The organism is Janthinobacterium violaceinigrum (assembly GCF_009208555.1).
Taxonomy (GTDB): Bacteria; Pseudomonadota; Gammaproteobacteria; order Burkholderiales; family Burkholderiaceae_D; genus Janthinobacterium; species Janthinobacterium violaceinigrum.
The window spans coordinates 1-21,958 of sequence record NZ_WFLI01000031.1; the positions used below are offsets into that span (position 1 = coordinate 1).

22 protein-coding genes and 1 tRNA gene are annotated in these 21,958 nt (G+C 65.7%); 14 read left to right on the forward strand and 9 right to left on the reverse strand.

Going from position 1 to position 21,958, the window contains the following annotated elements:
- The 7 genes from GCN75_RS21625 to GCN75_RS21655 all read left to right on the forward strand — a co-directional run.
- The coding region (locus GCN75_RS21625; protein ID WP_152284244.1) for a FecR family protein at positions 1–693 on the forward strand (693 nt) is incomplete at its 5' end.
- Positions 694–794: 101 nt separating this feature from the next.
- Entirely contained in the window at positions 795–3,716 is a 2,922-nt protein-coding gene (locus GCN75_RS21630; RefSeq protein ID WP_152284245.1) for a TonB-dependent receptor, read from the forward strand.
- 40 nt (positions 3,717–3,756) lie between these two features.
- Entirely contained in the window at positions 3,757–4,377 is a 621-nt protein-coding gene (locus tag GCN75_RS21635) for a biliverdin-producing heme oxygenase (RefSeq protein ID WP_152284246.1), read from the forward strand.
- Positions 4,377–5,525 carry a TonB family protein gene (locus GCN75_RS29980; RefSeq protein WP_152284247.1) on the forward strand — a complete coding sequence of 383 codons (1,149 nt, stop codon included), beginning with the start codon at positions 4,377–4,379 and terminating at the stop codon, positions 5,523–5,525. Before GCN75_RS21635 ends, GCN75_RS29980 begins: the two co-directional genes overlap by 1 nt.
- Positions 5,526–5,719: 194 nt before the next feature.
- Positions 5,720–6,529 carry a methionine ABC transporter ATP-binding protein gene (locus GCN75_RS21645; RefSeq protein WP_152284248.1) on the forward strand — a complete coding sequence of 270 codons (810 nt, stop codon included), beginning with the start codon at positions 5,720–5,722 and terminating at the stop codon, positions 6,527–6,529.
- Positions 6,522–7,196: a methionine ABC transporter permease gene (locus tag GCN75_RS21650; RefSeq protein ID WP_046683994.1), complete on the forward strand. Its 675-nt coding sequence runs from the start codon at positions 6,522–6,524 to the stop codon at positions 7,194–7,196. Before GCN75_RS21645 ends, GCN75_RS21650 begins: the two co-directional genes overlap by 8 nt.
- Positions 7,197–7,221: 25 nt before the next feature.
- Entirely contained in the window at positions 7,222–8,049 is an 828-nt protein-coding gene (locus GCN75_RS21655) for a MetQ/NlpA family ABC transporter substrate-binding protein (RefSeq protein WP_152284249.1), read from the forward strand.
- 81 nt (positions 8,050–8,130) lie between these two features.
- Here GCN75_RS21655 and GCN75_RS21660 read toward each other — a convergent pair whose 3' ends face one another.
- Together GCN75_RS21660 and GCN75_RS21665 are read right to left on the reverse strand one after the other, a co-directional pair.
- On the reverse strand, positions 8,131–8,748 hold the full coding sequence (locus GCN75_RS21660) for an OmpW/AlkL family protein (RefSeq protein WP_152284250.1): 618 nt from the start codon (positions 8,746–8,748) through the stop codon (positions 8,131–8,133).
- Positions 8,749–8,896: 148 nt separating this feature from the next.
- Positions 8,897–9,781, reverse strand: coding sequence for a LysR family transcriptional regulator (locus tag GCN75_RS21665; protein ID WP_152284251.1), 885 nt, complete (start codon positions 9,779–9,781; stop codon positions 8,897–8,899).
- 247 nt (positions 9,782–10,028) lie between these two features.
- On the opposite strand from GCN75_RS21665, the gene fur reads away from it, so the two are divergent.
- The 7 genes from fur (at position 10,029) to GCN75_RS21700 (ending at position 14,748) form a co-directional block, all read left to right on the forward strand.
- Positions 10,029–10,466: a ferric iron uptake transcriptional regulator gene (gene fur, locus GCN75_RS21670; RefSeq protein ID WP_152258217.1), complete on the forward strand. Its 438-nt coding sequence runs from the start codon at positions 10,029–10,031 to the stop codon at positions 10,464–10,466.
- An 80-nt stretch (positions 10,467–10,546) separates the two neighbouring features.
- Entirely contained in the window at positions 10,547–10,909 is a 363-nt protein-coding gene (locus GCN75_RS21675) for a MerR family transcriptional regulator (protein WP_152284252.1), read from the forward strand.
- A gap of 73 nt (positions 10,910–10,982) precedes the next feature.
- Complete coding sequence (locus GCN75_RS21680) at positions 10,983–11,573, forward strand: NAD(P)H-dependent oxidoreductase (protein ID WP_152284253.1); 591 nt, start codon at positions 10,983–10,985, stop codon at positions 11,571–11,573.
- Between the two features lie 172 nt (positions 11,574–11,745).
- Positions 11,746–12,960: a SpoIIE family protein phosphatase gene (locus GCN75_RS21685; protein ID WP_193317597.1), complete on the forward strand. Its 1,215-nt coding sequence runs from the start codon at positions 11,746–11,748 to the stop codon at positions 12,958–12,960.
- Between the two features lie 65 nt (positions 12,961–13,025).
- The gene (locus tag GCN75_RS21690; protein ID WP_071322933.1) at positions 13,026–13,583 is read left to right on the forward strand and encodes a SiaB family protein kinase; all 558 of its coding nucleotides are present in this window, start codon (positions 13,026–13,028) and stop codon (positions 13,581–13,583) included.
- Positions 13,584–13,605: 22 nt separating this feature from the next.
- The gene (locus tag GCN75_RS21695) at positions 13,606–14,004 is read left to right on the forward strand and encodes a DUF1987 domain-containing protein (protein ID WP_152258221.1); all 399 of its coding nucleotides are present in this window, start codon (positions 13,606–13,608) and stop codon (positions 14,002–14,004) included.
- Positions 14,005–14,007: 3 nt separating this feature from the next.
- Positions 14,008–14,748, forward strand: coding sequence for a GGDEF domain-containing protein (locus GCN75_RS21700; RefSeq protein WP_152284255.1), 741 nt, complete (start codon positions 14,008–14,010; stop codon positions 14,746–14,748).
- A 14-nt stretch (positions 14,749–14,762) separates the two neighbouring features.
- On the opposite strand, the gene GCN75_RS21705 is transcribed toward GCN75_RS21700, so the two are convergent.
- The 7 genes from GCN75_RS21705 to fdxH form a co-directional block, all read right to left on the reverse strand.
- Complete coding sequence (locus GCN75_RS21705; RefSeq protein ID WP_226941512.1) at positions 14,763–15,476, reverse strand: substrate-binding periplasmic protein; 714 nt, start codon at positions 15,474–15,476, stop codon at positions 14,763–14,765.
- A 158-nt stretch (positions 15,477–15,634) separates the two neighbouring features.
- Positions 15,635–15,730 (reverse strand) — tRNA-Sec (locus tag GCN75_RS21710).
- Positions 15,731–15,742: 12 nt separating this feature from the next.
- The gene (gene selB / locus GCN75_RS21715) at positions 15,743–17,698 is read right to left on the reverse strand and encodes a selenocysteine-specific translation elongation factor (protein ID WP_152284256.1); all 1,956 of its coding nucleotides are present in this window, start codon (positions 17,696–17,698) and stop codon (positions 15,743–15,745) included.
- Complete coding sequence (gene selA, locus GCN75_RS21720) at positions 17,695–19,104, reverse strand: L-seryl-tRNA(Sec) selenium transferase (RefSeq protein WP_152284257.1); 1,410 nt, start codon at positions 19,102–19,104, stop codon at positions 17,695–17,697. The genes selB and selA overlap by 4 nt, the downstream gene beginning before the upstream one ends.
- The gene (fdhE, locus tag GCN75_RS21725; RefSeq protein WP_152284258.1) at positions 19,101–20,156 is read right to left on the reverse strand and encodes a formate dehydrogenase accessory protein FdhE; all 1,056 of its coding nucleotides are present in this window, start codon (positions 20,154–20,156) and stop codon (positions 19,101–19,103) included. The genes selA and fdhE overlap by 4 nt, the downstream gene beginning before the upstream one ends.
- 198 nt (positions 20,157–20,354) lie before the next feature.
- Positions 20,355–21,038 (reverse strand): formate dehydrogenase subunit gamma, encoded by a 684-nt coding sequence (locus GCN75_RS21730; protein ID WP_226941513.1) that lies wholly within the window; start codon positions 21,036–21,038, stop codon positions 20,355–20,357.
- Entirely contained in the window at positions 21,025–21,948 is a 924-nt protein-coding gene (fdxH, locus tag GCN75_RS21735; RefSeq protein WP_152284259.1) for a formate dehydrogenase subunit beta, read from the reverse strand. The genes GCN75_RS21730 and fdxH overlap by 14 nt, the downstream gene beginning before the upstream one ends.
- Positions 21,949–21,958 lie beyond the last annotated feature (10 nt).

Consider the following 21,958-nt stretch of genomic DNA (forward strand, 5'->3'; position numbering starts at 1 on the left):
TGCCTGCTGCTGTGCGGCCTGCTGGCCTGGCCGCTGGCCGGCCACCTGCGCCAGCCCGGCTTCCAGCACGACTACAGCACGGCGCGCGGCCAGTTCGCCACGCAGATCCTGCCCGATGGCAGCCGCATCGACCTCGATAGCGGCAGCGCCGTCGACGTGGCCCTGTACCGCGACCGGCGCAGCGTGCGCCTGCTGCGCGGCCAGGCCATGTTCCATGTGCACGCCGATGCCGAGCGGCCATTCGAGGTCGTGGCGGGAGCGGCGACGGCGACGGTGCTGGGCACGCATTTTTCCGTGCGCCATGTGGACAGCGCCACGCAAGTCAGCGTGGCGCAAGGCACGGTGCGCGTGGAAGGTGCCAGCGGCGCGCCAGCCGCCATGCTGCAGGCCGGCGACACCGTCACCGTCACGCCGCACGGCATGCAAGCGCCGGCCAGGGTCAATGCGCAAGCCGTGGGCAACTGGCGCACAGGGCGCCTCGATTTCGAGGATGCCACCCTGGCCGAGGCGCTGGCCGAATTCGAGCGCTATGGCGACACGGGCCTCGTGCTCGGCGATCCCGCGCTGGCGGGCCTGCGCCTGAACGGCAGCTTCGACGCCAGGCTGCCCGCGCAATTTGCCGCCGCCCTGCCGCTGGCCCTGCCCGTGCGCCTGCTGCGCCAGGACGGCAAGCTGCATATCCTCGCCCGCTGATTTTTTGAATATGCAAGGAAATAAAATCAATCCGCACGTCAGGGTAAATGATACTCATTCGTTTTAACTATGAATGATCACCACATCACCATAGGAAAAACATGCACATGACTTTACCGCGCCATCGCTTGCACGCCCGCCTCTCTCCCCTGTTCCTGGCCATCGGCCTGGCCTTCGCCACGCCCGCCCTGCATGCCGCCGCCGCGCCGGCGCCGCAGGTGGAATGGCGCATCCCCGCGCAGCCTTTGAGCCGCGCCCTGAATGAACTGGCGCGCCAGGCCGGCATGGTGCTGCTGGCCGATGCGCGCCTGACGGAAGGCCGGCACAGCGCGCCGCTGCAGGGCCGCCATTCGCTGCCCGATGCGCTGCGCCAGCTGCTGGCCGGCAGCGGCCTGCAGGCGCAGCTGCAGGGCGGCACGACCATCATCATCAGCGCCGCCGCGCCCGTCGCTGCCGGCGCCGTACAGATCGGCACCCTGCGCGTGAATGGCCAGGGCGGCAGCGGCACGTTCGAGGCCGATGACACGGACCCGGCCGACCTGCCCTACCTGACGCCGGCCGCCTCCGTGTACATCGGCCGCGAGCAGATCGAGCGCTTCCGCGGTACCTCGCCGGCCGACATCTTCAAGGGCGTGGCCGGCGTGCAGGTGGGCGACAGCCGCAACAGCGGCGCCGTCGACGTCAACGTGCGCGGCATGCAGGGCCAGGGCCGCGTGCCCGTGCTGATCGACGGCAGCCTGCAATCGTCGACCGTCTACCGCGGCTACGCGGGCATCGCCGACCGCAGCTACATCGACCCGGACCTGATCAGTGCCATCCGCATCGACAAGGGCCCGAACCTGTCGGCGCAGGGCGCGGGCGCCATCGGCGGCATGGTCAGCATGCAGACCCTGCGCCCGGAAGATATTTTGCTGGCGGGCCAGCGCACGGGCGTGCGCCTGCGCGGCGGCATCCAGGACAACAGCGTCACGGCGCCCACGGATTTCGGCAGCGCGCCGCGCACGCACCGCAACAAGCTGGGCGACCCGCGCAGCGGCTTTGGCAGCATCGCCGTGGCCACGCGCCAGGACGACTACGACCTGGTGGCCGCCGTCAGCCACCGCAGCATCGGCAATTACTTTTCCGGCACGCAGGGCTTCGAACGCTACCAGCTGCCCAATGCATGGGGCGGCGACGATGGCGTGACGCAGTTCTTCAAGAAGGGCGACGAAGTGCTGAACACGGCCAACCGCACCACCTCGGCCCTGCTGAAGGCCAACCTGCGCCTGCCGCACGAACAGAAACTGGAGCTGGGCTACCGCTATTTCGACAGCAGCTACGGCGAAATCATGCCCTCGCAAATCTACCGCAACAGCACCGGCAGCATTCCCCAATGGGACCCCAGCCAGGTGCGCACGAACGCGCTGACGGCGCGCTACGAATGGAAACCCGAAGGCCAGAACCTGATCGACCTGAAGGCCAACCTGTGGCTGACGGACATGCAGAGCAAGTCGCGCAACGGCGACATCTTCAGCAATCCGCTGGAAGGCAAGCCCAATCCGGGCGACCACGAATGCAAGGAATGTGTGGAAGTGCTGTACCTGGCGAAGAACCAGGCGCGCCGCGTGGGCGCGGACCTGACGAATACCTCGCGCTTCGCCACCGGCATCGGCGCGCTCAAGCTCGACTACGGCCTGTCCCTGCAAAATGAAGATATCGGCCCGGCCGACAGCGTGCGCATCCTCGATGAAGACCTGAACGCCAATCACACGCTGCGCAACGGCAAGCGCCAGGAACAGAGCGTGTTCGCCTCGCTGCAGTGGCAGGCGCGCGACTGGCTGACCGTCGACGCGGGCGGCCGCTTCCAGCGCTTCGAGACGCGCGACCGCAACCGTCGCGCGGAACAGCAATACCACCCGCAGGGCTGGCAATGGGTCACCATGTGGGACAAGGACGGCGAGCAGATCGGCGCGGCGAAGTGGTACCAGGATGCGCAGGGCCAGTTCACGCCCGCCACCAATCCCGCGCTGGTGGGCGGCATGGTGGAAAACTATGGCACCGACCCCGTGCCGCTGGACGTCGCGCGCGTCGACGACTGGAGCGGCAACGGCTATGTCTTCCGCGACGCCATCCCCGGCCAGTTCAAGTACAGCACGCCGATCCGCCGCAAGGACCACGGCTTCTCGCCCACCGTCGCGCTGACGGCGCGCCTGTCCGACAGCGTCAGCCTGTTCCTGCGCGACGCGCGCGGCTTGCGCATGCCCAGCCTGTACGAATCGACGATGGGCTTTTCGGCCACCTATTCGTCGCCGCTCAAGCCCGAGCGCAGCCACAACCGCGAAATCGGCGTCAGCGTGGTCAAGGACGGCGTGTGGAGCGCCAGCGACAAGCTGCGCCTGCGCGTGTCCTACTTCGACAACGTCACGCACGGCTACATCACGCGCCGCCCGATCCCGGACCTGCCGGCCTATGCGCAAAACTTCTCGATGGCGAACACGGACAAATACAGCGTCTCGGGCGTCGAGCTGCAATCGGCATATGACCGCGGCACGGTGTTCGCCGATTTTTCCGGCACCTGGAACCGCAAGACGATGATCTGCGACGCGGCCACGGCAGCCTATCTGCGCAAGGCCAGCAGCTGGAAATCCGATATCTGGAACACGCCAGACTGCTCGCCCATCGGCTTTACCAGTTCCTACGTGAGCAACCACATCCAGCCCAAGCTGAGCGCCAACCTGACCCTGGGCACGCGCTGGCTGCAGGAAAAGCTCACGGTGGGCACGCGCCTGACGCACGTGGGCCATCCGCTGGCGCGCCAGGACGACAAGGCCGTATGGCAGACGTGGACGGGCACCTCGCCGCAGGTGCTGACGCAGGCCTACACCCTGGCCGACCTGTTCGCCAGCTACAAGATCACGCCCAACGCCACCCTCGACGTGGCGGTGGACAACCTGACGGACCGCTACTACCTCGATCCGCTGACCCTGAGCCTGATGCCGGGACCGGGCCGCACGGCACGCGTCACCTTCGGCATGCGATTTTAATGTGATTCATCCTTATAATAGAGAGCAGAAACGACCCATCATGAATGCAGCAAGCGATACCAGCATCACCCATAACGCCATCCCGACCAACCCTGCGCCGACCCGCAGCCAGCGCCTGAAAGCCGACACCATGGCCACCCACGACCTGCTGGACCAGCGCATCATGGCCAGCGCCCCGTTCTCCAGCCGCGCCAGCTACGCGCGCTTCCTGCAGGCGCAGTACGCGTTCTTGCGCGACGTCGATGCGCTGTACGACAACGCGCAGCTGGCCGCCCTGCTGCCGGACCTGGAACAGCGCCGCCGCTACGCCAGCATCGCGGCCGACCTGCACGACCTGGACACGGCCCTGCCGGCCGATGCGGCCACGCCGCCATTCGACGCGCAGCTGGACCTGGCCACGGCGCTGGGCTGGCTGTATGTAAGCGAAGGCTCGAAGCTGGGCGCGGCCATCCTGTACAAGCTGGCCGGCAAGATAGGCCTGGACGAGCATCACGGCGCGCGCCACCTGGCCGGCCATCCGGACGGGCGCGCGCGTCACTGGCGCGAGTTCACGTCCGTGCTCGACACGGCCACCCTCGACAGCGCCGGCGAAGCGCGCATGATCGACGGCGCGCGCGCCGCCTTCCTGCTCATGCATGGCCACGTGGAGGCCTGCGCCTGATGGAAGAGCCAGTGACCCGGGCAGGCGCGGAAGCCCACACGGCACGCCTGCGCCGCTGGGCGTGGACGGCCGCCGGCATGCTGATGGTGGCGCTGGGCGTGATCGGCGCCCTGCTGCCCGTCATGCCGACGACGATCTTCCTGATCCTGGCGCTGGCCTGTTTCAGCCGCGCCTCGCCGCGCCTGGAGCACTGGCTGCTGCACCATCCGCGCTTCGGCGCGCCGCTGCGCCAGTGGCGCGAACACCGCGCCGTGTCGCGGCGCGGCAAGGCCATGGCCTGTCTGGGCATGGCCATCGGCTTTGTCGCCATGTGCCTGGGCCATCCGCCATGGTGGGTGATCGCCATGGTGGGCGCGATGGAAATCGCCGTCATCATCTATCTGCTGCGCCGCCCGAACGGACCGCCGCCAGCGGCCGGCGCAACACCGGCGCCGCCCACGGACTGGCGCCGTCCGCTGACGGTTGCCGCCGTCTTCGCCATGCACGGCGCCCTGCTGGGCTGGGCGCTGTACCAGCGCGCACCCGCCACGCCCGTGCTGGCCATCGTGCCCGACGCCGCGCAGCCGGCCATGCTGCTGTTGCTGCCCGCCGCCCCGCCCCGGCCTTTGGAGCAGAATCTTGCTGAACAGGTCAGCGCGGCCGCGACACCGTCCGCCGCCATTGTCAAAAAAATAGCACCAGCCATCCGCCAATTCGTGCTGCCGCAGCCCGAGGCGGCGCCCATGCCGCCGCAAGCGGAGAGCCTCGCCGCCGTCGCCGAGGTGCGCCATGCGCCCGTGACGCCGGCGCCGGCCGCGGCGCTTTCCGTGGCGGCGGCGCCCCCTTCGCCCGCCCTGCCGCCCGCGCCGCAGGAGCAGCACAGCGGCGTTTCCAGCTGGGAAGGCAAGGTACTGGCGCGCATGGAACGCTTCCGCCGCTATCCGACCGCCTCGCGCGCAAGACAGGAACAGGGCGTGGTGTATCTGCGCTGCCGCATAGACCGCGATGGCCAGGTGCTGGCCGCCGCCATCGAGCACAGTTCCGGTTCCGCGGCGCTGGACCAGGCCGCGCTGGACACCTTGCAGCGCGCCGCGCCGCTGCCGCGCATCCCCAAGGAACGGCCGGATCCGCTCGAATTGTCGATCCCCGTCGAATTTTCTATCGGCTGAGCGCCAAAAATCCGCTTTTGCTCTTGCAAAACATCCGTATAGACATTATTTGCATATTCAAAGCAAGATTCTGTCGTAGGAGTAATAACACGATCGGAGGTATACTACGCAACCGACGTTTCAGGCCGGCCCGATCCATCCCGATCCGGCCCCTTTACCCGCCTGTCACGGTCCAATAAAAAAGGAAACACTGCATGACCACACCACACCGTACGCCGGTGATTCGCATCGATGGCGCAAACAAGACCTTCGCGCTGCCCAAAGGCGAACAATTCCACGCGGTCAAATCGGTCACGCTGGAAGTCTATCCCGGTGATATTTTCGGCCTGATCGGCAAGAGCGGCGCCGGCAAATCGACTTTGCTGCGCCTGATTAACCTGCTCGAACGCCCCGACAGCGGCACCATTACCGTGGCCGGGCGCGAACTGACAAGCCTGAGCAAAAGCGCCTTGCGCGACGCGCGCCAGAATATCGGCATGATTTTCCAGCAATTCAATCTGCTGCAAAACGCCAGCGTCTTCGACAACGTCGCCTTCCCATTGAAAATCCATGGCACGGCCAAGGGCGAGCAGATCGCCGCCAGGGTCGAGGAATGCCTGGCGCTGGTGGGCCTGTCCGACAAGCTGCACAGCTATCCCGCGCAATTATCGGGCGGGCAAAAGCAGCGCGTGGCCATCGCCCGCGCGCTGGCCAGCCACCCGGACGTGCTGCTGTGCGACGAACCGACGTCCGCGCTGGACGCGGAAACGACGCGCGCCCTGCTCGACACCCTGCGCGACATCAACGCGCGTCTGGGCGTGACCATCGTCATCGTCAGCCATGAGCTATCGGTGCTGGGCGCCATCTGCAACCGCGTGGCCGTCGTGGAAAACGGCGCCATCGCCGAACAATTCGACCTGAGCGACACGGCCACCCCGCGCAAGACGGCGCTGGGACGCGAGCTGGCTTACTACGGCACCGAGGCGTTTGAAGCCACCGCATGGAAGGATGCAACACATGTTTGAAGAATCGATCAATAACGTCATCAACCTGCTGCCGGAAATCTGGGTGGCCCTGGGCCAGACCATGACCATGCTGGGCATCGGCCTGACGGCCGCCATCCTGATCGGCGGCCCGCTGGGCATCCTGCTGTTCCTCGTCTCGGAAGGCCAGTCGCTGGAAAACCGCCCCCTGTCGACGATCCTGGGCTGGCTGGTCAATACCGTGCGCAGCTTCCCCTTCATCATCCTGCTCGTCGCCCTGACGCCGTTTACACGCATCATCGCGGGCACTTCGATCGGCCCGCTGGCAGCCAGCGTGCCGCTGTCGTTTGCCGCCATTCCCTACCTGGCGCGCCTGGTGGAACAGAACCTGCGCGAAGTGCCGCGCGGCGTGATCGAGGCGGCGCATGCCATGGGCGCGTCGGAGATGCAGATCATCTTCCGCGTGCTGCTGGTGGAAGCGCGCTCCGGCCTCGTGCTGGCCCTGACCGTGCTGTCGATCAGCTTCCTGTCGTATTCGGCCGTGGCCGGCGTGGTGGGCGGCGGCGGCATCGGCGACCTGGCCATCCGCTACGGCTACTACCGCTTCGAGACGGACATCATGGTCGCCACCGTGGCCATCCTGATCGTGCTGGTGCAAACCATCCAGTTCGCCGGCACGCGCATCGCCAAGCGCCTCGACAAACGTTAATCCCCATTCAGAAACAAGGACATACATGAACCACATACGCCGCAACCTGCTCCTGGCCGCCGCCAGCCTGGCCTTCGCCACCGCCGCCCATGCCAAGGACCAGAAAGAACTCGTCATCGGCACCAGCTCCGGTCCGTATTCCGACCAGCTGAAGCTGGGCATCAAGCCTATCCTGGAAAAACAGGGCTACAAGGTCAAGATCGTGGAATTCAACGACTATGTGCAGCCGAACTACGCGCTGGCCGAAGGTTCGCTGGACGCCAACGTGTTCCAGCACATCGTGTATCTGACCAAGTTCGCCACCGATAACAAGCTGCCATTGAGCTCCTTGATCACCGTGCCGACCATGCCGATCGGCCTGTACGGCGGCAAGCAGAAAACGCTGGCGGACGTCAAGAACGGCGCCACAATCACCATGCCAAACGATCCCACCAACCAGGCGCGCGCGCTGGTGATGCTGGGCAAGATGGGCTGGATCAAGCTGAAACCGAACGTCGACCCGCTGCGCGCATCCGAGCGCGACGTGCTGGAAAACCCGAAGAAGCTGAAACTGGTGCCGCTGGAAGCGGCGCAGCTGCCACGTTCGCTGGCCGACGCCGACTACGCTTTTGTGAACGGTAACTTCGCCCTGGCCGCCGGCATGAAGCTGACGTCCGCCCTGAGCGTGGAAAAGATCTCGGACAGCTACATCAACCTGGTGGCCATCCGCACGGCCGACAAGGCCAAGCCATGGGTCAAGGACCTGGAAGCGGCCTACCGCTCGCGCGCCTTCCTCGACGCGACGAACAAATACCTGCCCGGCTACGAAAAGACGGACTACCAGCTGGCACTGGAAAAGACGCTGAAAAAATAAACCGCTGCATGCCATGCAAAAAGGACGGCCAAGGCCGTCCTTTTTTATTGTCCGCACCGCGCGGGCGCAGTCATGCCATGCTTAGAAGCGGTAGCCGACGCCGACGCCGATCAGCAGCGGATCCACCTTGACTTCGCTGGCCTTGGCGCCGCCGATGAAGACGTCGCTGCGGATCTGCACTTTCTTGATGTCGAAGTTCAGCGACCAGTTTTTATCGAGCTTGTAGTCGACGCCAGCTTGCAGCGCGAAGCCCCAGCTGTCGTGTTCCAGGCGGCCGGCGCCGTTCAGCAATTTCACATCGGAAATATTCGTGTAGTTCACGCCTGCGCCCACGTAAGGGCTGAACTGTTTTTCAGGCATGAAGTGATATTGCAGCGACAGGGTCGGCGGCAGGTGCTTGAACGTGCCGATATTGTTACCGTCGAGCTTGACGTCATGCTTTTGCGGATACGTCAGGATCAGTTCGGCAGCGATATTGGGGGTAAAGAAATACGAGATATCGATTTCAGGAATCGTCTTGCTGCTGACATGCAAACGGTCGGATGCGCCCACGCCGCCGATCGGAGCAGATTTGTCGGCCGGGTCGAGGTGCACGGCGCGTGCACGAACCAGCCATGGGCCTTCCTGTGCCATTGCGTTACCGGCGAATGCGCCAATGGCGGCCAGGACGATTGCTGCTGCAGTTGCGGACTTCTTCATTCTAGTTCCCTCTTTTTGTCGTTAAGTAACGCTGCGAAGTCTAAGAGTGCAGCGCAACAAAAACTTTGATCCACATCAAATAGGGCCAGAAGGGCTGGAAAGAGGGATTTTTTCCTTTGCACAGGTCAAGAAATGCCGCATTGCAAAATTAGTTCGCTGCGATAAACAGGCTGGCGACCCAGTCGGCAAACACGCGCACGCGCGGCGACAATTGCCGGTGATGGGGATACAGCACGGACACGGGCAGCGGGTCGGGCCGCAAGTCGCGCAGCACTTCCACCAGTTCGCCGGCCGCCAGCGCCTGCTCCAGGTGATAGCGGGGCGCCTGGATCAAGCCCATGCCCGCGCGGCAGCAGGCGTGATACGCGTCGGCATTGTTGACAGACACCGTGCCCCCCAAGGCCACGCTGTGGCGCTGCCCCGCCACCTTGAAATCGAAGGGCCAGACCTTGCCCGTCTGGGCGGAAAAGAAATTGACGGCGCGGTGGCCGTCCAGCTGCGCCAGATGCTCCGGCGTGCCGTGCGCGGCCAGGTAGGCGGGGCTGGCGCACGTCACCTGCTCGAGCAGCGCCACGCGGCGCGCCACCATGGACGAGTCGCCCAGTTCGCCCACGCGCAGCACGCAATCGACGCCTTCGCGCACCAAATCGACGAGGCGGTCGCCCATGCCGATTTCCAGTTCGATCAGTGGATAGCGGGCGCAGAAACGGTCCAGCACGGGCATCACGAAATGCATGGCGAGGGTGGCGTGCAAGTCGACGCGCAGCTTGCCGGCCGGCTGCTGCGCCGCCGAGGAAAACACGGCTTCCGTTTCTTCCAGGTCCGCCAGCAGGCGCACGCAGCGCTGGTAGTACGCGTCGCCATCGGGCGTGGGCGTCACTTGCCGCGTGGTCCGCTGCAGCAGGCGCGCTTCGAGTTGCTTGATGGCATGCGTGACGGTGGCCTTCGGATAACCGAGGTCATGCGCCGCCTGCGTGAAACTGCGCAGTTCGACGATGCGCGTAAAAATGCGCATCGCATCAAATCGGTCCATGCCCCGCTCCATTGTTATTGCTTGCTGCACAGTATAGCGATTCGAGCGCGATTTTTTATCCTCAGCCATAGCGCAGGCACAAGTTGCTCCTGGCGCAAGCGCCACTTGCGCCGATGTCACTGGTTGCCAGGCCAGCTAGCCAGCATAATATTTCCACTACGCACAATACAAATGAGAATAGTAATGATTATCATTTGCGATATAATGCACTACCTCGCTCAGGCGACTACAAAAAGGAATGGGAGACATGGATATATTGAGGGAACTGCGTGAATCGGGCTTGAAAGTGACCATCCCCCGCTTGCGGATTCTGCAGCTGTTTCAAGAAGGCACGATCAAGCACCTGAGTGCGGACGATGTCTACAAACTCTTGCTGGCTGAAAAGATCGACGTGGGCCTGGCCACCATCTACCGCGTGCTGATGCAGTTTGCCGAAGCGGGCATCCTGTTTCGCCGGCATTTCGAATCGGGCCACGCCGTCTTTGAATTGAACGAAGGCCAGCACCACGACCACCTGGTCTGCACGGGTTGCGGCAAGGTCGATGAATTCGTCGACGAAGGCATCGAACTGCGCCAGAACGAGATCGCCGCCGAACGGGGCTTCGTGCTGCACGAACACGCGCTGTCGCTGTACGGCACCTGCGCAGAGTGCACGGCCAAGAAAATCCCGCCGCGCCGGGCCTGAGCGCGCCGGGGCGGCGCGGCGTTCCGCCCTGCCCCGTCTTGCGCTACACTGCGCCCGCCCATGCTCAAGAAAGGACAGCCATGTACATCGGAGAAATCGCCCGCCTGACGGGCACCTCGCCCAAGGCCTTGCGCCACTATGAGACCCTGGGCTTGCTGGGCGACGTGCGCCGTTCCGGCGCCTACCGCGTCTATACGCAGCAGGACCTGGCGCAAGTGAGGCTGATACGCCAGGCGCAGACCCTGGGCTTCCGCCTGGCCGAACTGCTCCCCATCCTGGCCGGCGACGATACCGACTGGGCCGCCCTGTCGCGGCACATCGCCGCCAAGCGCGCGCAGGTGCAGCAGGATATCGCCCGCCTGCGCCAGCTCGACGCGGAACTGGCCGGCATCGATACGGAAATCCGCGATTGCCTGGCGCGCCAGCAGCCGCAGGCAGCGTAACACGACGCGCTTGACTCTGCCCCCAGGGGCAGGCTTTAGCATGCAAGCTCTTCTTTAATGGAAAGCCTGCATCATGAGCAAGACGACACCCAAGCGCATTCTCATCCTCCTCGGCCACCCGTCCAGCGACAGTTTCTGCGCCGCCCTCGCCGAGGCCTATGCCGAATCGGCCCGCGCGCAGGGCCACGCGGTGCGCGAACTGCGCCTGGGCCAGCTGGACTTCGACCCCGTCCTGCATGAAGGCTACCGCCAGGTGCAGCCGCTGGAACCGGACTTGCTGGCCGCGCAGGAAGCCATCCGCTGGGCCGAACACCTGGTGTTTGCCTATCCGATCTGGTGGGGCGGCGCGCCGGCCCTGCTGAAAGGCTTTGTCGACCGCGTCTTCCTGCCCGGCTACGCCTTCAAGTACCGCCCCGGCAAGGCGTTCCCGGCGCAGCTGCTGACGGGCCGCACGGCGCAGCTGCTGGTGGCGATGGACACGCCGCCGTGGTATTTCCGCTGGATCTACCGCATGCCCGGCATCCACCAGCTGCGCAAGACGACGCTGGAATTTTGCGGCGTCAAGCCCGTCAGGGTGGCCAGTTTCGGCCCCCTCATCGATTCCACAGAAGCACAAAGACAGCGCTGGCTGGCACAGGCGCAGAGGCTGGCCCGGCGCCCGTGAGGTGCTTGCCATGCAGCCATCTTGCATACGGTTTTGACAAGCTGGTAATCAAGCCGTCATATTCGGCAGCTACCATGATGATATTGCCTGTTTGTCAGTCGCCTTGCCGCCGCGACAACAAGGGTCCGATCGTCATGTAAAGGTAGCCGCTGTGGAGTTCAACGCTTCTCGATTGCATCTTCCCCGTTATCGCACGTCCGTGGCGCTTGACCTGTGCATTCCCACGGAATCGGTGCAGGCCGACGCCAGCAATTTCGCCGTGCTGGAACTGTTCACGGAACGGCGCGACATGATGAGCCTGCCCGTCACGGAACAGCAGCGCCCCATCGGCTTAATCAGCCGCAACATCTTCATGTCGCAGATGTCCAAGCCCTTCTATCACGAGGTGTACGGCAAGAAGAGCTGCATCGCCTTCATGGACAAGGAACCGCTGATCGTCGACGGCGCCATGAGCATCGAAGACCTGACCTTCCGCGCCGTGGAAGCGGGCGAAAAGGCGCTGGCCGACGGCTTCATCATCACCGAGGATGGCGCGCTGGCTGGCGTGGGCTTCGGCTTGCAGCTGATGAACGTGGTGGCCACCATGCAGGCGGAAAAGAACCGGCAGATCATGCACAGCATCGATTACGCCAGCGTGATCCAGCGCGCGCTGCTGCGCACCTCGGACGCGGAATTGCGCGCCACCCTGCCCGACGCGCACCTGGAATGGCAGCCGCGCGACGTGGTCGGCGGCGACTTCTATTTTTTCGAACGCTACGAAGGCGGCTGGTTCGCCGCCATCGCCGACTGCACGGGCCACGGCGTGCCGGGCGCCTTCATGACCCTGATCGCCTCGTCGGCCCTGAGCCAGGCCTTGCGCGAACTGGGCCCGCGCGATCCGGCCGCCCTGATCGGCGCCGTCAGCCGCGCCATCAAGACCTTGCTGGGCCAGGATGCGGGCAGCGGCGAAGCCACGGGCCACGCCGGCTCGAACGACGGCATGGATTGCGCCTTCCTGTGCCATGACGCGGCCAGCGCCAGCCTGCGCTTCGCGGGCGCGAAACTGGCGCTGCATGTGGTCGCGCCAGGCGAAGACGCCGTGCGCGCCATCGACGGCGCGCGCATGGGCGTGGGCTATGTCGACACGCCGGCCGGCTACTGCTGGCACAACGAAACGCTCGACATTCCCGCCGGCAGCCTGCTGTTCATCACCACGGACGGCTTGCTCGACCAGATCGGCGGCGCGCGCGACATCGCCTACGGCAAGCGGCGCATGCGCGAACAGCTGCTGGCGCAGCGCGACGCACCCGCCAGCGACGTGGCGGCGGCGCTGCTGCAGGACAGCGCCGCCTGGCAAGGCAAGCAGCCGCGCCGCGACGACCTGACCTTTTTCTGTTTCCGCCTGTAGTTTTGACGCCATCGAGCCACCTTATCAACAAGAAACCGGGTCACCGGCTAGCCAGGAGCACGGACGTGCTGTACGAAGAATTCAACGAGTTTTGGGATGTGGCGCGCAAGCGCAACATCATCTTTTTTTACGTGGGCTATTTCTCGCAGCACGTGGTCAGCGCCATTTCCGAAACCATCAAGGCGCGCCTCGATACGGCGGGAGCGGCCGGCCCCACGCGGCGGCGCATCTTTTCCTCGTTCATCGAGATGTCGCAAAACATCATGCACTATTCGGCGGACAGCCTGACGCCCGATGCGCAGCTGGACCAGCAGATGCGGCGCGGCTCGTTCTGCATCGGCACGCGCGGCGACAGCTTTTTCCTGCTGTGCGCCAACCCCGTCTCGACGGACAACGTGGCGCAGATCCGCGCCCGGCTGGAACCGCTGCACACCATGACGATGGAGGAAATCCGGCTCGCCTACAAGAAGGCCCTGCGCGAGGAAACGCCGGCCGACAGCAAGGGCGCGGGCCTGGGCTTCCTCACCATGGCGCGCGACGCCAGCGAACCGCTGGAATTCGAATTCGTCCAGGATCCCCAGGAGCCGGGGCACACCATCTTCTGCATCAAAGCCATCATTTGAAAGAGCCGACTCAGGAAAGCATATGCAATTACCGTCACCACTGTTCATCGCCGCGACCCCGAGTTCGCCCGAAATCGACTTCCGTTTCGAGCAGCACACCCTGTCGATCAAGGGCGAGTCGTATCCGGAAAACGCGGCCGCCTTCTACGGCCCGCTGATCGCCGCCGTACGCGCCTACCTGGAAGGCTGCCGCGAGAGCGCCATCACCGTCAACGTCTCGCTGGCCTACTTCAACAGCTCCAGCACGAAGATGCTGTTTACCCTGTTCGACACCCTGAACCAGGCGGCCATGGACGGCAACCAGGTGCGCCTGAACTGGTATCACGACGAGGACGATGACACCATCCTGGAATTCGGCCAGGAGCTGCAGCAGGATTTCACGGCGCTCGATTTCCGCGACCATCCCGTGCAGGGCAGCTAGAGCATGCGCGCCGCCATCTCCGAGGCCGAACTGGAGCCCGACCTGTTCACCGTGGAAGCGGCCGCGCTGGCCGCCGCGCGCCGCATGCACGCCGACGGCCATGCCAGCGGCGAGGCGCAGCGCCGCGTGCTCGGCGAACTGATTGTCCACTACGAGCGGCTGATGCGCGAGACGCGGCGCCTGATCGGCCGCAGCGACCGCGCCGAGCGCGACATGCATTTGCTGAACCGGCAATTGCAGACCCTGGCCGGCCAGCTCGAATACCGCGCCACGCACGACCCGCTGACGGGCGCCCTGAACCGCGGCGCCGTGATCGACCACGCCTCGCGCTGCCTGGCGCAGGGCGACATGGCCTTGATCGTGCTCGACATCGATCTGTTCAAGCAGGTCAACGACGACTTCGGCCACCCGGCCGGCGACGGCGTGATCCAGGCCGTGGTCGACTGCCTGAAGGAGTTGCTGGGACAGGAAACGGCCATCGGCCGCGTGGGCGGCGAAGAATTTTCCGTGGTCTGGCCCACGTCCTCGCGCGACGACGCGGCCGCTATCGCGCAGCGCATCTGCGACACCGTCGGCCGCCAGCGCCATGCGGCGCCCATCACGCGCGCCATCACCGTCAGCGTGGGCCTGAGCTGGAACCGCGCCGGCACGGCGTTCGAGACGGCCTACAGCCATGCCGACCAGGCCCTGTACCAGGCCAAGCGCGAAGGGCGCAACTGCGTGCGCCAGTGGCTGGAGAGCTGAACCGGCGCAGCGGATCAGCGCAGCTGTTCGCGCGCCATGCTGCCGTCGCGGCGCATGGCGGCAGCGGCGCGCTGCATGGCCGCCACCTGCGCCTCGGGCAATTGCTTGTTGCAGGCCAGATAGGTCTGCACGCGGTTAAAGGTCAGCAGCGGCACCACCTTGCCCTCCCACTGCTTGCCGGCAAACGGCTTGCTGCCCACCGCCATGCCCACGGCCCACAGGTCGATGCGCCCGAGCAGCAGCTTTTGCGGATTGAGCCATTCCTGCGTGACGGGCGCCACGCTCAGGCCCCGCTGGCGCAGGTAGTCGTCGCGCGCGTCGCCCAGCACCGTGCCGATCACCAGTCCGCGCGCATCGTCGAGCGTGCGCAGCGCCAGGTGCCGTTCGGCCAGGCCGTACAACACCCATTCCGCTTCGTTCAGCGGGCCGATCCAGCGAAACTGCGCTTCGCGCTCCTGCGTGCGCGTGGTGGAAAAGATGCAGGTGTCCGCTTCGCGCAGCGCCTGCGCATACGCGCGCTTCCACGGCAGCAGTTCGATACCGTAGGAAAGGCCCGCGCGCGCCATGATCTCGCGCACCTTGAGCGTTTCACGTCCGACGACGACATTGCCTTCCATCATGCTCGATGGCGGCAAGTGCTCGCCGACGACGCGCACGTCCGCCGCCGCGGCCAGCGCCGGCATCAGCGCCACCACTGCCAGCAGCCGTGCCATGCTTGCTTGTTTCATGCTTGCTTTCATCTGCTACGGAGGATTCAAGCCGATGTTACCATCGGCCCGCGCCGGCATCGCAGCATATTGCCAATTAAACCATTTATTTTCCGCAACGTGGCAACAGGCCAACGCCGGGACGGTCTGCTTGCGGGGGAAAGGAAGAGAGGAGCAAGTGGCGGAAAACAGTAGGAGTCGAACCTACGGGAGAACGTCTGACGCCCTCCACCGGGTTTGAAGCCCGGCCACATCACCGGATGAGTGTGCTTTCCGCGGTGCCTGAGCTAGCTGCTGGGCAAGGCTGCAGCGTAGGACCACAGCGCCTGCGGGCGTAATAGATGCCCATTGCCAACACGTCGAGTATAACCGACGCGGTCGAAGAACTCCAGAACCTGGATCGCCCGCTTGCGGCCCAGGCCGCTTGCGTCGCGGAAGGTGGCCGCCCCGACGGCGCCGCTGCCGGCTGGCAAGCCGCCATCGTCTTCGGCCTTTTGCGCCAGTTCCCGCACCAGCTGCGCCAGCTCGGCCAGCGCCGCCTGGTGATAAAACAGGTCGTGCACCACCTGGCTGATCTGGCCTGCCTTGGCCAGTTTGCGCAGCAGCCGGCGCGTTTCATCCTCGGCCAGGCCGAAGTGGCGCGCCAGGTCGCGCGTCCAGGGCGGATCGAAGCGCCCTTGCACCAGGGCTGCCAGCAAGGGCTCGGCCATGGCCTGTTCCTGCGGCGTCAGTTCCACGCTGTGGGTGGGCAAGTGCAGGCTGGCGCCGCGCGCCTGCACCTTGTCCTGCGCCAGCAAGCCTTCGACCAGGTGGCTCCACAAGGCGTCTTCCATTTCCGCGTCGACGATGCGCTTCAGGCGCCACAGCTCCGGCCCCGCTTCATCCGGCGCGCGCGCGTGGAACTGGGCCAGCGCGGCCAGCATCCGCTCTTCCAGCACGGCCCGCGCCGCCGGTGCCAGCAGCAGGGCGTCGCCGGCACGCAAGCCGATGCGTTGCGTGTCGGGCGGCAGCGCGATGGCAGCGGCCGGCAGCAGCGACAAACGCACGAGCAGCGACTCGCGCAGGCCCAGCGGGCTTTGCGCCAGCAGGGCCGCATAATCGCCGTGCGCGACGAACACCGCCAGCGCGTCCAGCCAGGCCAGGCGCACGGGGCTGCGCCGCTTGCGCGCGGGGCCGAACGGATCGAGCACCATGCCGCCGCCCACCGTCTGCGTGGCTTGCGCATTGCGCACGACGAAGCGGTCGCCCGGCACGCCGTGCATGGGCGCATCGAACACCAGTTGCACCCTGCCCGTCTGCCCCGGCGACAGGGTCTCGCCATCGAGCATGACGGCGCGCGCCAGCTGGTGCGCCGCGCCCAGGTGCACGTGCAGCGGCGACCAGGCTTTTAATTGCACGCCCGCGTCGGGCAGCAGGGTCAGTTCCACGTCGAGACGCTCGGAACACTGCGCCAGTTCCGGCGCGACGATCCAGTTGCCCCGCTCGATGCGTTCGCGGTCGATGCCGGCCAGGTTCAGCGCCAGGCGCTGGCCCGCCATGCCCGTCTCGGCCGCGCGGTTCTGCGCATGGATGCTGCGCACGCGCGCTTGCGCGCCGCCGGGCGCCAGCTGCAAGGTAGCGCCCACTGTGGCCATGCCGGCCAGCGCCGTGCCGGTGACGATGGTGCCCTGCCCCGACAAGGTGAATACGCGGTCCACGCCCAGGCGGAACAGGCGCCGCTCGTCGCGCCGCGGCAAGCTGCGCGCCACCTGCGTCAAATGCGCGAGCAGGGCCGCCACGCCCGGGTCATGCTCCTGGCTGGCGGCCGTGGGGAAGATGGGACTGCCCGCCAGCGGCGTGCCGGCCAGCAGCGCCTCGATATCGGCTTCCACCTGCGCCACGCGGGCGCCATCGGCGCGGTCGACCTTGGTCAACGCCACGGCGCCCCGCGCCACGCCCAGCAGCTGCAAGATCGCCAGGTGCTCGTGCGTCTGCGGCATGATGCCGTCGTCGGCTGCCACCACCAGCAGGGCGAAGTCGATGCCCGTCACGCCGGAAGCCATGGTGCGGATGAATTTTTCGTGGCCGGGCACGTCGATCACGCCCAGCACCGTGCCGTCAAGCAGCGGCAGGTAGGCATAGCCCAGTTCTATCGAGATGCCGCGCGCCTGCTCTTCCTTCAGGCGGTCCGTGTGCACGCCCGTGAGCGCGCGCGTCAAGGTCGTCTTGCCATGGTCGATATGGCCTGCGGTGCCGACGATCATGCGCGCAACTCGCCGAGCTGCCCGATGAAGGCCGCCTCGTGCGCCGCTTCCAGGCAGCGCAGGTCCAGCCACAGGGTGTCCTGGCCAATGCGCCCGATCACGGGGCACGGCAAGGCACGCAGCCGCTGTTCCAGCGCGCCCAGCGGATTGCTCACGCGCGACGCGGGGGCGCTGCGGATGGCCAGGCCAAAGCTGGGCAGCTGGTCGACGGGCAAGGCGCCGCTACCGATCTGGCTGCGCATCGCTTCGGCCGTCACCACGTAGGAGGCGCCCAGCGCGCCCTGCAGCAGCGGCAGCAGGATCTCCGCCTGCGCGCGCATGGCGGCGGCGGGACGGGTCAGCAGGCGCAAGGTGGTCAGCCGCTCGGCCAGCAAGTCCGGCGCGCGGTACAGCCGCAGCACGGGCTCCAGGGCGGCCAGCGTCAGCTTGCCCACGCGCAGCGCGCGTTTCAGGGGATTGCGCTTGATCTTCGCGATCAGGTCGGCGCGCCCGACGATGACGCCGCATTGGGGGCCGCCCAGCAGCTTGTCGCCGCTGAACGTCACCAGGTCGGCGCCCGCTTCGATGGTTTCGCGTACCGTCGTTTCATGCGGCAGACCGTATTGCGCCAGGTCGACGAGGGTGCCGCTGCCCAGGTCCACGGCCGTGGGCACGCCGTGTTGCGCCGCCAGCGGCACCAGTTCGTCCAGCTCCACGCTTTTCGTGAAACCGGTGATCGCGTAATTGCTGCAATGGACCTTCATCAAGAGGGCCGTATCTGCATTCACGCCGTTCGCGTAATCGGCCAGGTGCGTGCGGTTGGTGCTGCCCACTTCGCGCAGCACGGCCCCGGCGCGCGTCATCACGTCGGGGATGCGGAAGGCGCCGCCGATTTCCACCAGTTCCCCGCGCGAGACGATCACTTCCCTGCCCTGCGCCAGGGTATTGAGCATCAGCAGCACGGCGGCCGCGTTGTTGTTGACGATGGTGGCCGCTTCGGCCCCCGTCAGTTCGCGCAGCAGTTCCTCGACCAGGTCGTCGCGGTCGCCCCGCTTGCCCGTCTCCAGGTCGAATTCCAGGTTCATCGGCCATTGCAGCGCTTCCACCACGGCTTGCACGGCGGCGTCGGGCAGCAACGCCCGGCCCAGGTTCGTGTGCAGCACCGTGCCCGTCAGGTTGAAGACGGCGCGCAGCGGCGAGCGCGATTGCGCCTGCAGGCGTTCGTCCATCTGCGCGGCGATGGCGGCAATCGATGCGCCCTCCTCGCACACTGCGCCCGCCAGCATGGCCGTGCGCAGTTCGGCCAGCACGGCGCGCGCGCAGGCCAGCGTCTGCACGCGTCCATGCCGGACGATCAAATCAAGGCAAACCGCGTCGCCCAGGATGCGATCCACCGACGGCAGGCGCACGGTTTGCCCGGCCGTCATGCTGGCTGGCCCTCGCTGCTTTCGCTCTTCCCCAGCCACAGCAGCGGATTGCCGCTGGCGCGCTGGTAGCCCGCCTCGCCCACCAGCAGGTCGAGCATCAGGCTGGCCAGGTCGTCGGCCAGCGGCTCGACGTTGTAATCGTGCTCCTGGTTGAAGACCTTGCGGTAGGTGTGGCAGTCGTCGCAGGTTTCCGCGCGCGCCACCTTCTTCGGATCGTTGGCCTTGTTCGGCAATTTGTCGTCCTTCGCCGTCACGGGGTCGAACGGCGCCGCGTCGGCTGCGTCCAGGCCCTGGTAGGCGATCTTGCCATTCTGTTCGCACGTCGAGCACTTCACGCGCACCATATGCCATTCGCTTTCGCAGATGCCGCAGTGCAGATAGCGGTAGCCCTGCGAGCCGCCGCCGATGCGGATCACGCTGGCGACGGGGTGCGAGCCGCAGACGGGGCACAGGGTGCCCGTTTCCAGGTCCGGCACGCGCGTGGCGCGCAGCTGGCTGGCCGACGTCGACCACAGCACTTGCAGGGCGGCGGCGACGAACGGCGCATGCATGGGATTGAGGTTGTCGCCGTTCTCGTCGAGCACGGCATCGGCGCAGGCATCGAGCGCCGTGTCATCGAGCGCGCGCAGCTGCGCCAGCACCTGGTTCAAGCCGCCGGACAGGGCCGGCTGGCGGGCTGCCGTGGCGGCCAGTTCATCGAGCAGGCTGGCGAAAATAGCGCGCCACACGGGTGGCCGGGCGCCGTTGACGGGCAGCACGGGCATGCGGTGGGCCATGGCGCGGCGCAGCACTTCGGCGTCGGCCACGGGCACGGTGCCGGGCGGCAGCCTGGCGACGACAGCGGCCTGCGCATCGGCCAGCGCGGCCATCAGCACCAGGTAGCCCTGCATGCCCGCATCGACGGGGATGCCCTTGATCTTGCCCTGCGCCAGTTCGCGCAAGCGCAAGGCGCGCGCCGTAAACAGGCTGTCAGGCTGCGGCAGCAGCAGGCGCGGAATCGCGTTATGGTCCAGGCCTTCGATTTCGCCTGGCTGGAGTATGCGTTGTACCAATGGAGTTTTCCCATCAAAAAAGGCCGAGTACATTCGGCGAGCCCATCCGACGGATGCGGCTGTGTTTCGAAACTATTTTAATCGATAAAGAGAAAGGGGCCGATCCTGTGGGACCGGCCCCGGCTGTCGCTGGCATGCAAAAAATCCGCCGGCGAAGCATGTCGGCTTACGCAAAGCTAAGCCGACCTACCCTACGGCCTACTTTTCCGTATTGCGCATCTCCGCCTCAAACCACTTCGGATGGTGCTTGCGCGCCCAGCCGTAGGTGACGGTGCCGCGCACCATGGCGCCGATCGAGCCCTTGACCCACAGGGCCGCGTAGATGTGCACGATGATGGCGCAGATGATGCCGAACGCGCACACGGCATGCAGCAAGGCGGCCGCGCGGATGACGGGGATCGGGAAATAGAACGCGAAATACGCGCGCCAGATCACGATGCCCGACAACAGCAAACCGCACATGCATGCCAGCAAGGCGAAGAACAGCATCTTCTGGCCCGCATTGTACTTGCCGATCTTCGGCAGCTTTTCTTCGCGGTTGTTGAGCACGTCATCCATCTGTTTCAGCCACTGCTTGTCGCCGTCCTCGAACTTGTTGTGGTGCCAGAAGCGCACCACGAGGATTGCGAACGAAACAAACATCACCAGGCCGGCAAACGGATGCAGGATGCGCGTCCATTGCCCGCCGCCGAACAGGTTGGCCAGCCACGCCATCGACGGATGGAACATGGCCAGGCCGGACAGGGCCAGCATGACGAAGGTAATGGCGGTCACCCAGTGATTCGTGCGCTCGTTGGGGTTGTAGCGCTGGATCAGCGGATTGCCATCCTTGTCGTACAGCTTGCCATTGTGCAGTTCACTGTGCTGTTCATGATGATTCATGCTGCCCCTCCTTGATGCGCTTGGCCTCGTCCAGGGCTTCGCGTTCTTCATCCTTGCTCACTTCGTTCGGACCGACACGCGTGTAGTGGAACAGGCCCGCCAGCGCCGTGGCCGCCATGCCTGCCACGGCCAGCGGCTTGGCCCAGCCCTTCCAGAAGCCCACCATCAGGCTGATGCTCGGCTTGTCGGGCAGGTTGGAATACAGGCGCGGCTTGTCGGCATGGTGCAGCACGTACATCACGTGCGTGCCGCCCACGCCCAGCGGGTCGTACAGGCCCGCGTTCTCGAAACCGCGCGACTTCAGGTCGACGATGCGCTCTTCCGCATGCACCTTCATGTCTTCCTTGGTGCCGAACACGATGGCGCCCGTCGGACACGTCTTCACGCAGGCCGGTTCCTGGCCCACGGCCACGCGGTCCGAGCACAAGGTGCACTTGTAGGCGCGGTCATCCTTCTTCGAGATGCGGGGCACGTCGAAAGGACAGCCGGCCACGCAGTAGCCGCAGCCGATGCAGTTTTCCTGGTGGAAATCGACGATGCCGTTCGTGTATTGCACGATGGCGCCCGGCGCCGGGCAGGCTTTCAGGCAGCCCGGGTCCTCGCAGTGCATGCAGCCATCCTTGCGGATCAGCCACTCGAGGTTGCCATCGTTGCTTTCGTGTTCGGCAAAACGCATCACCGTCCACGATTGCGGCGTCAGGTCCGTCGGGTTGTCGTAGGTGCCATGGTTTTCGCCGACCTCGTCACGCAGGTCGTTCCATTCCATGCACGCCGTCTGGCAAGCCTTGCAGCCGATGCATTTCGACACGTCGATCAGCTTGGCCACGGTGCCCGTCACCGGGGTACGCGCCTGCGGCGGCGTCACCGTGGTGGCGGACAGGCGCCGGATATCTAAGGATTGCAGTGCCATTATCGATCTC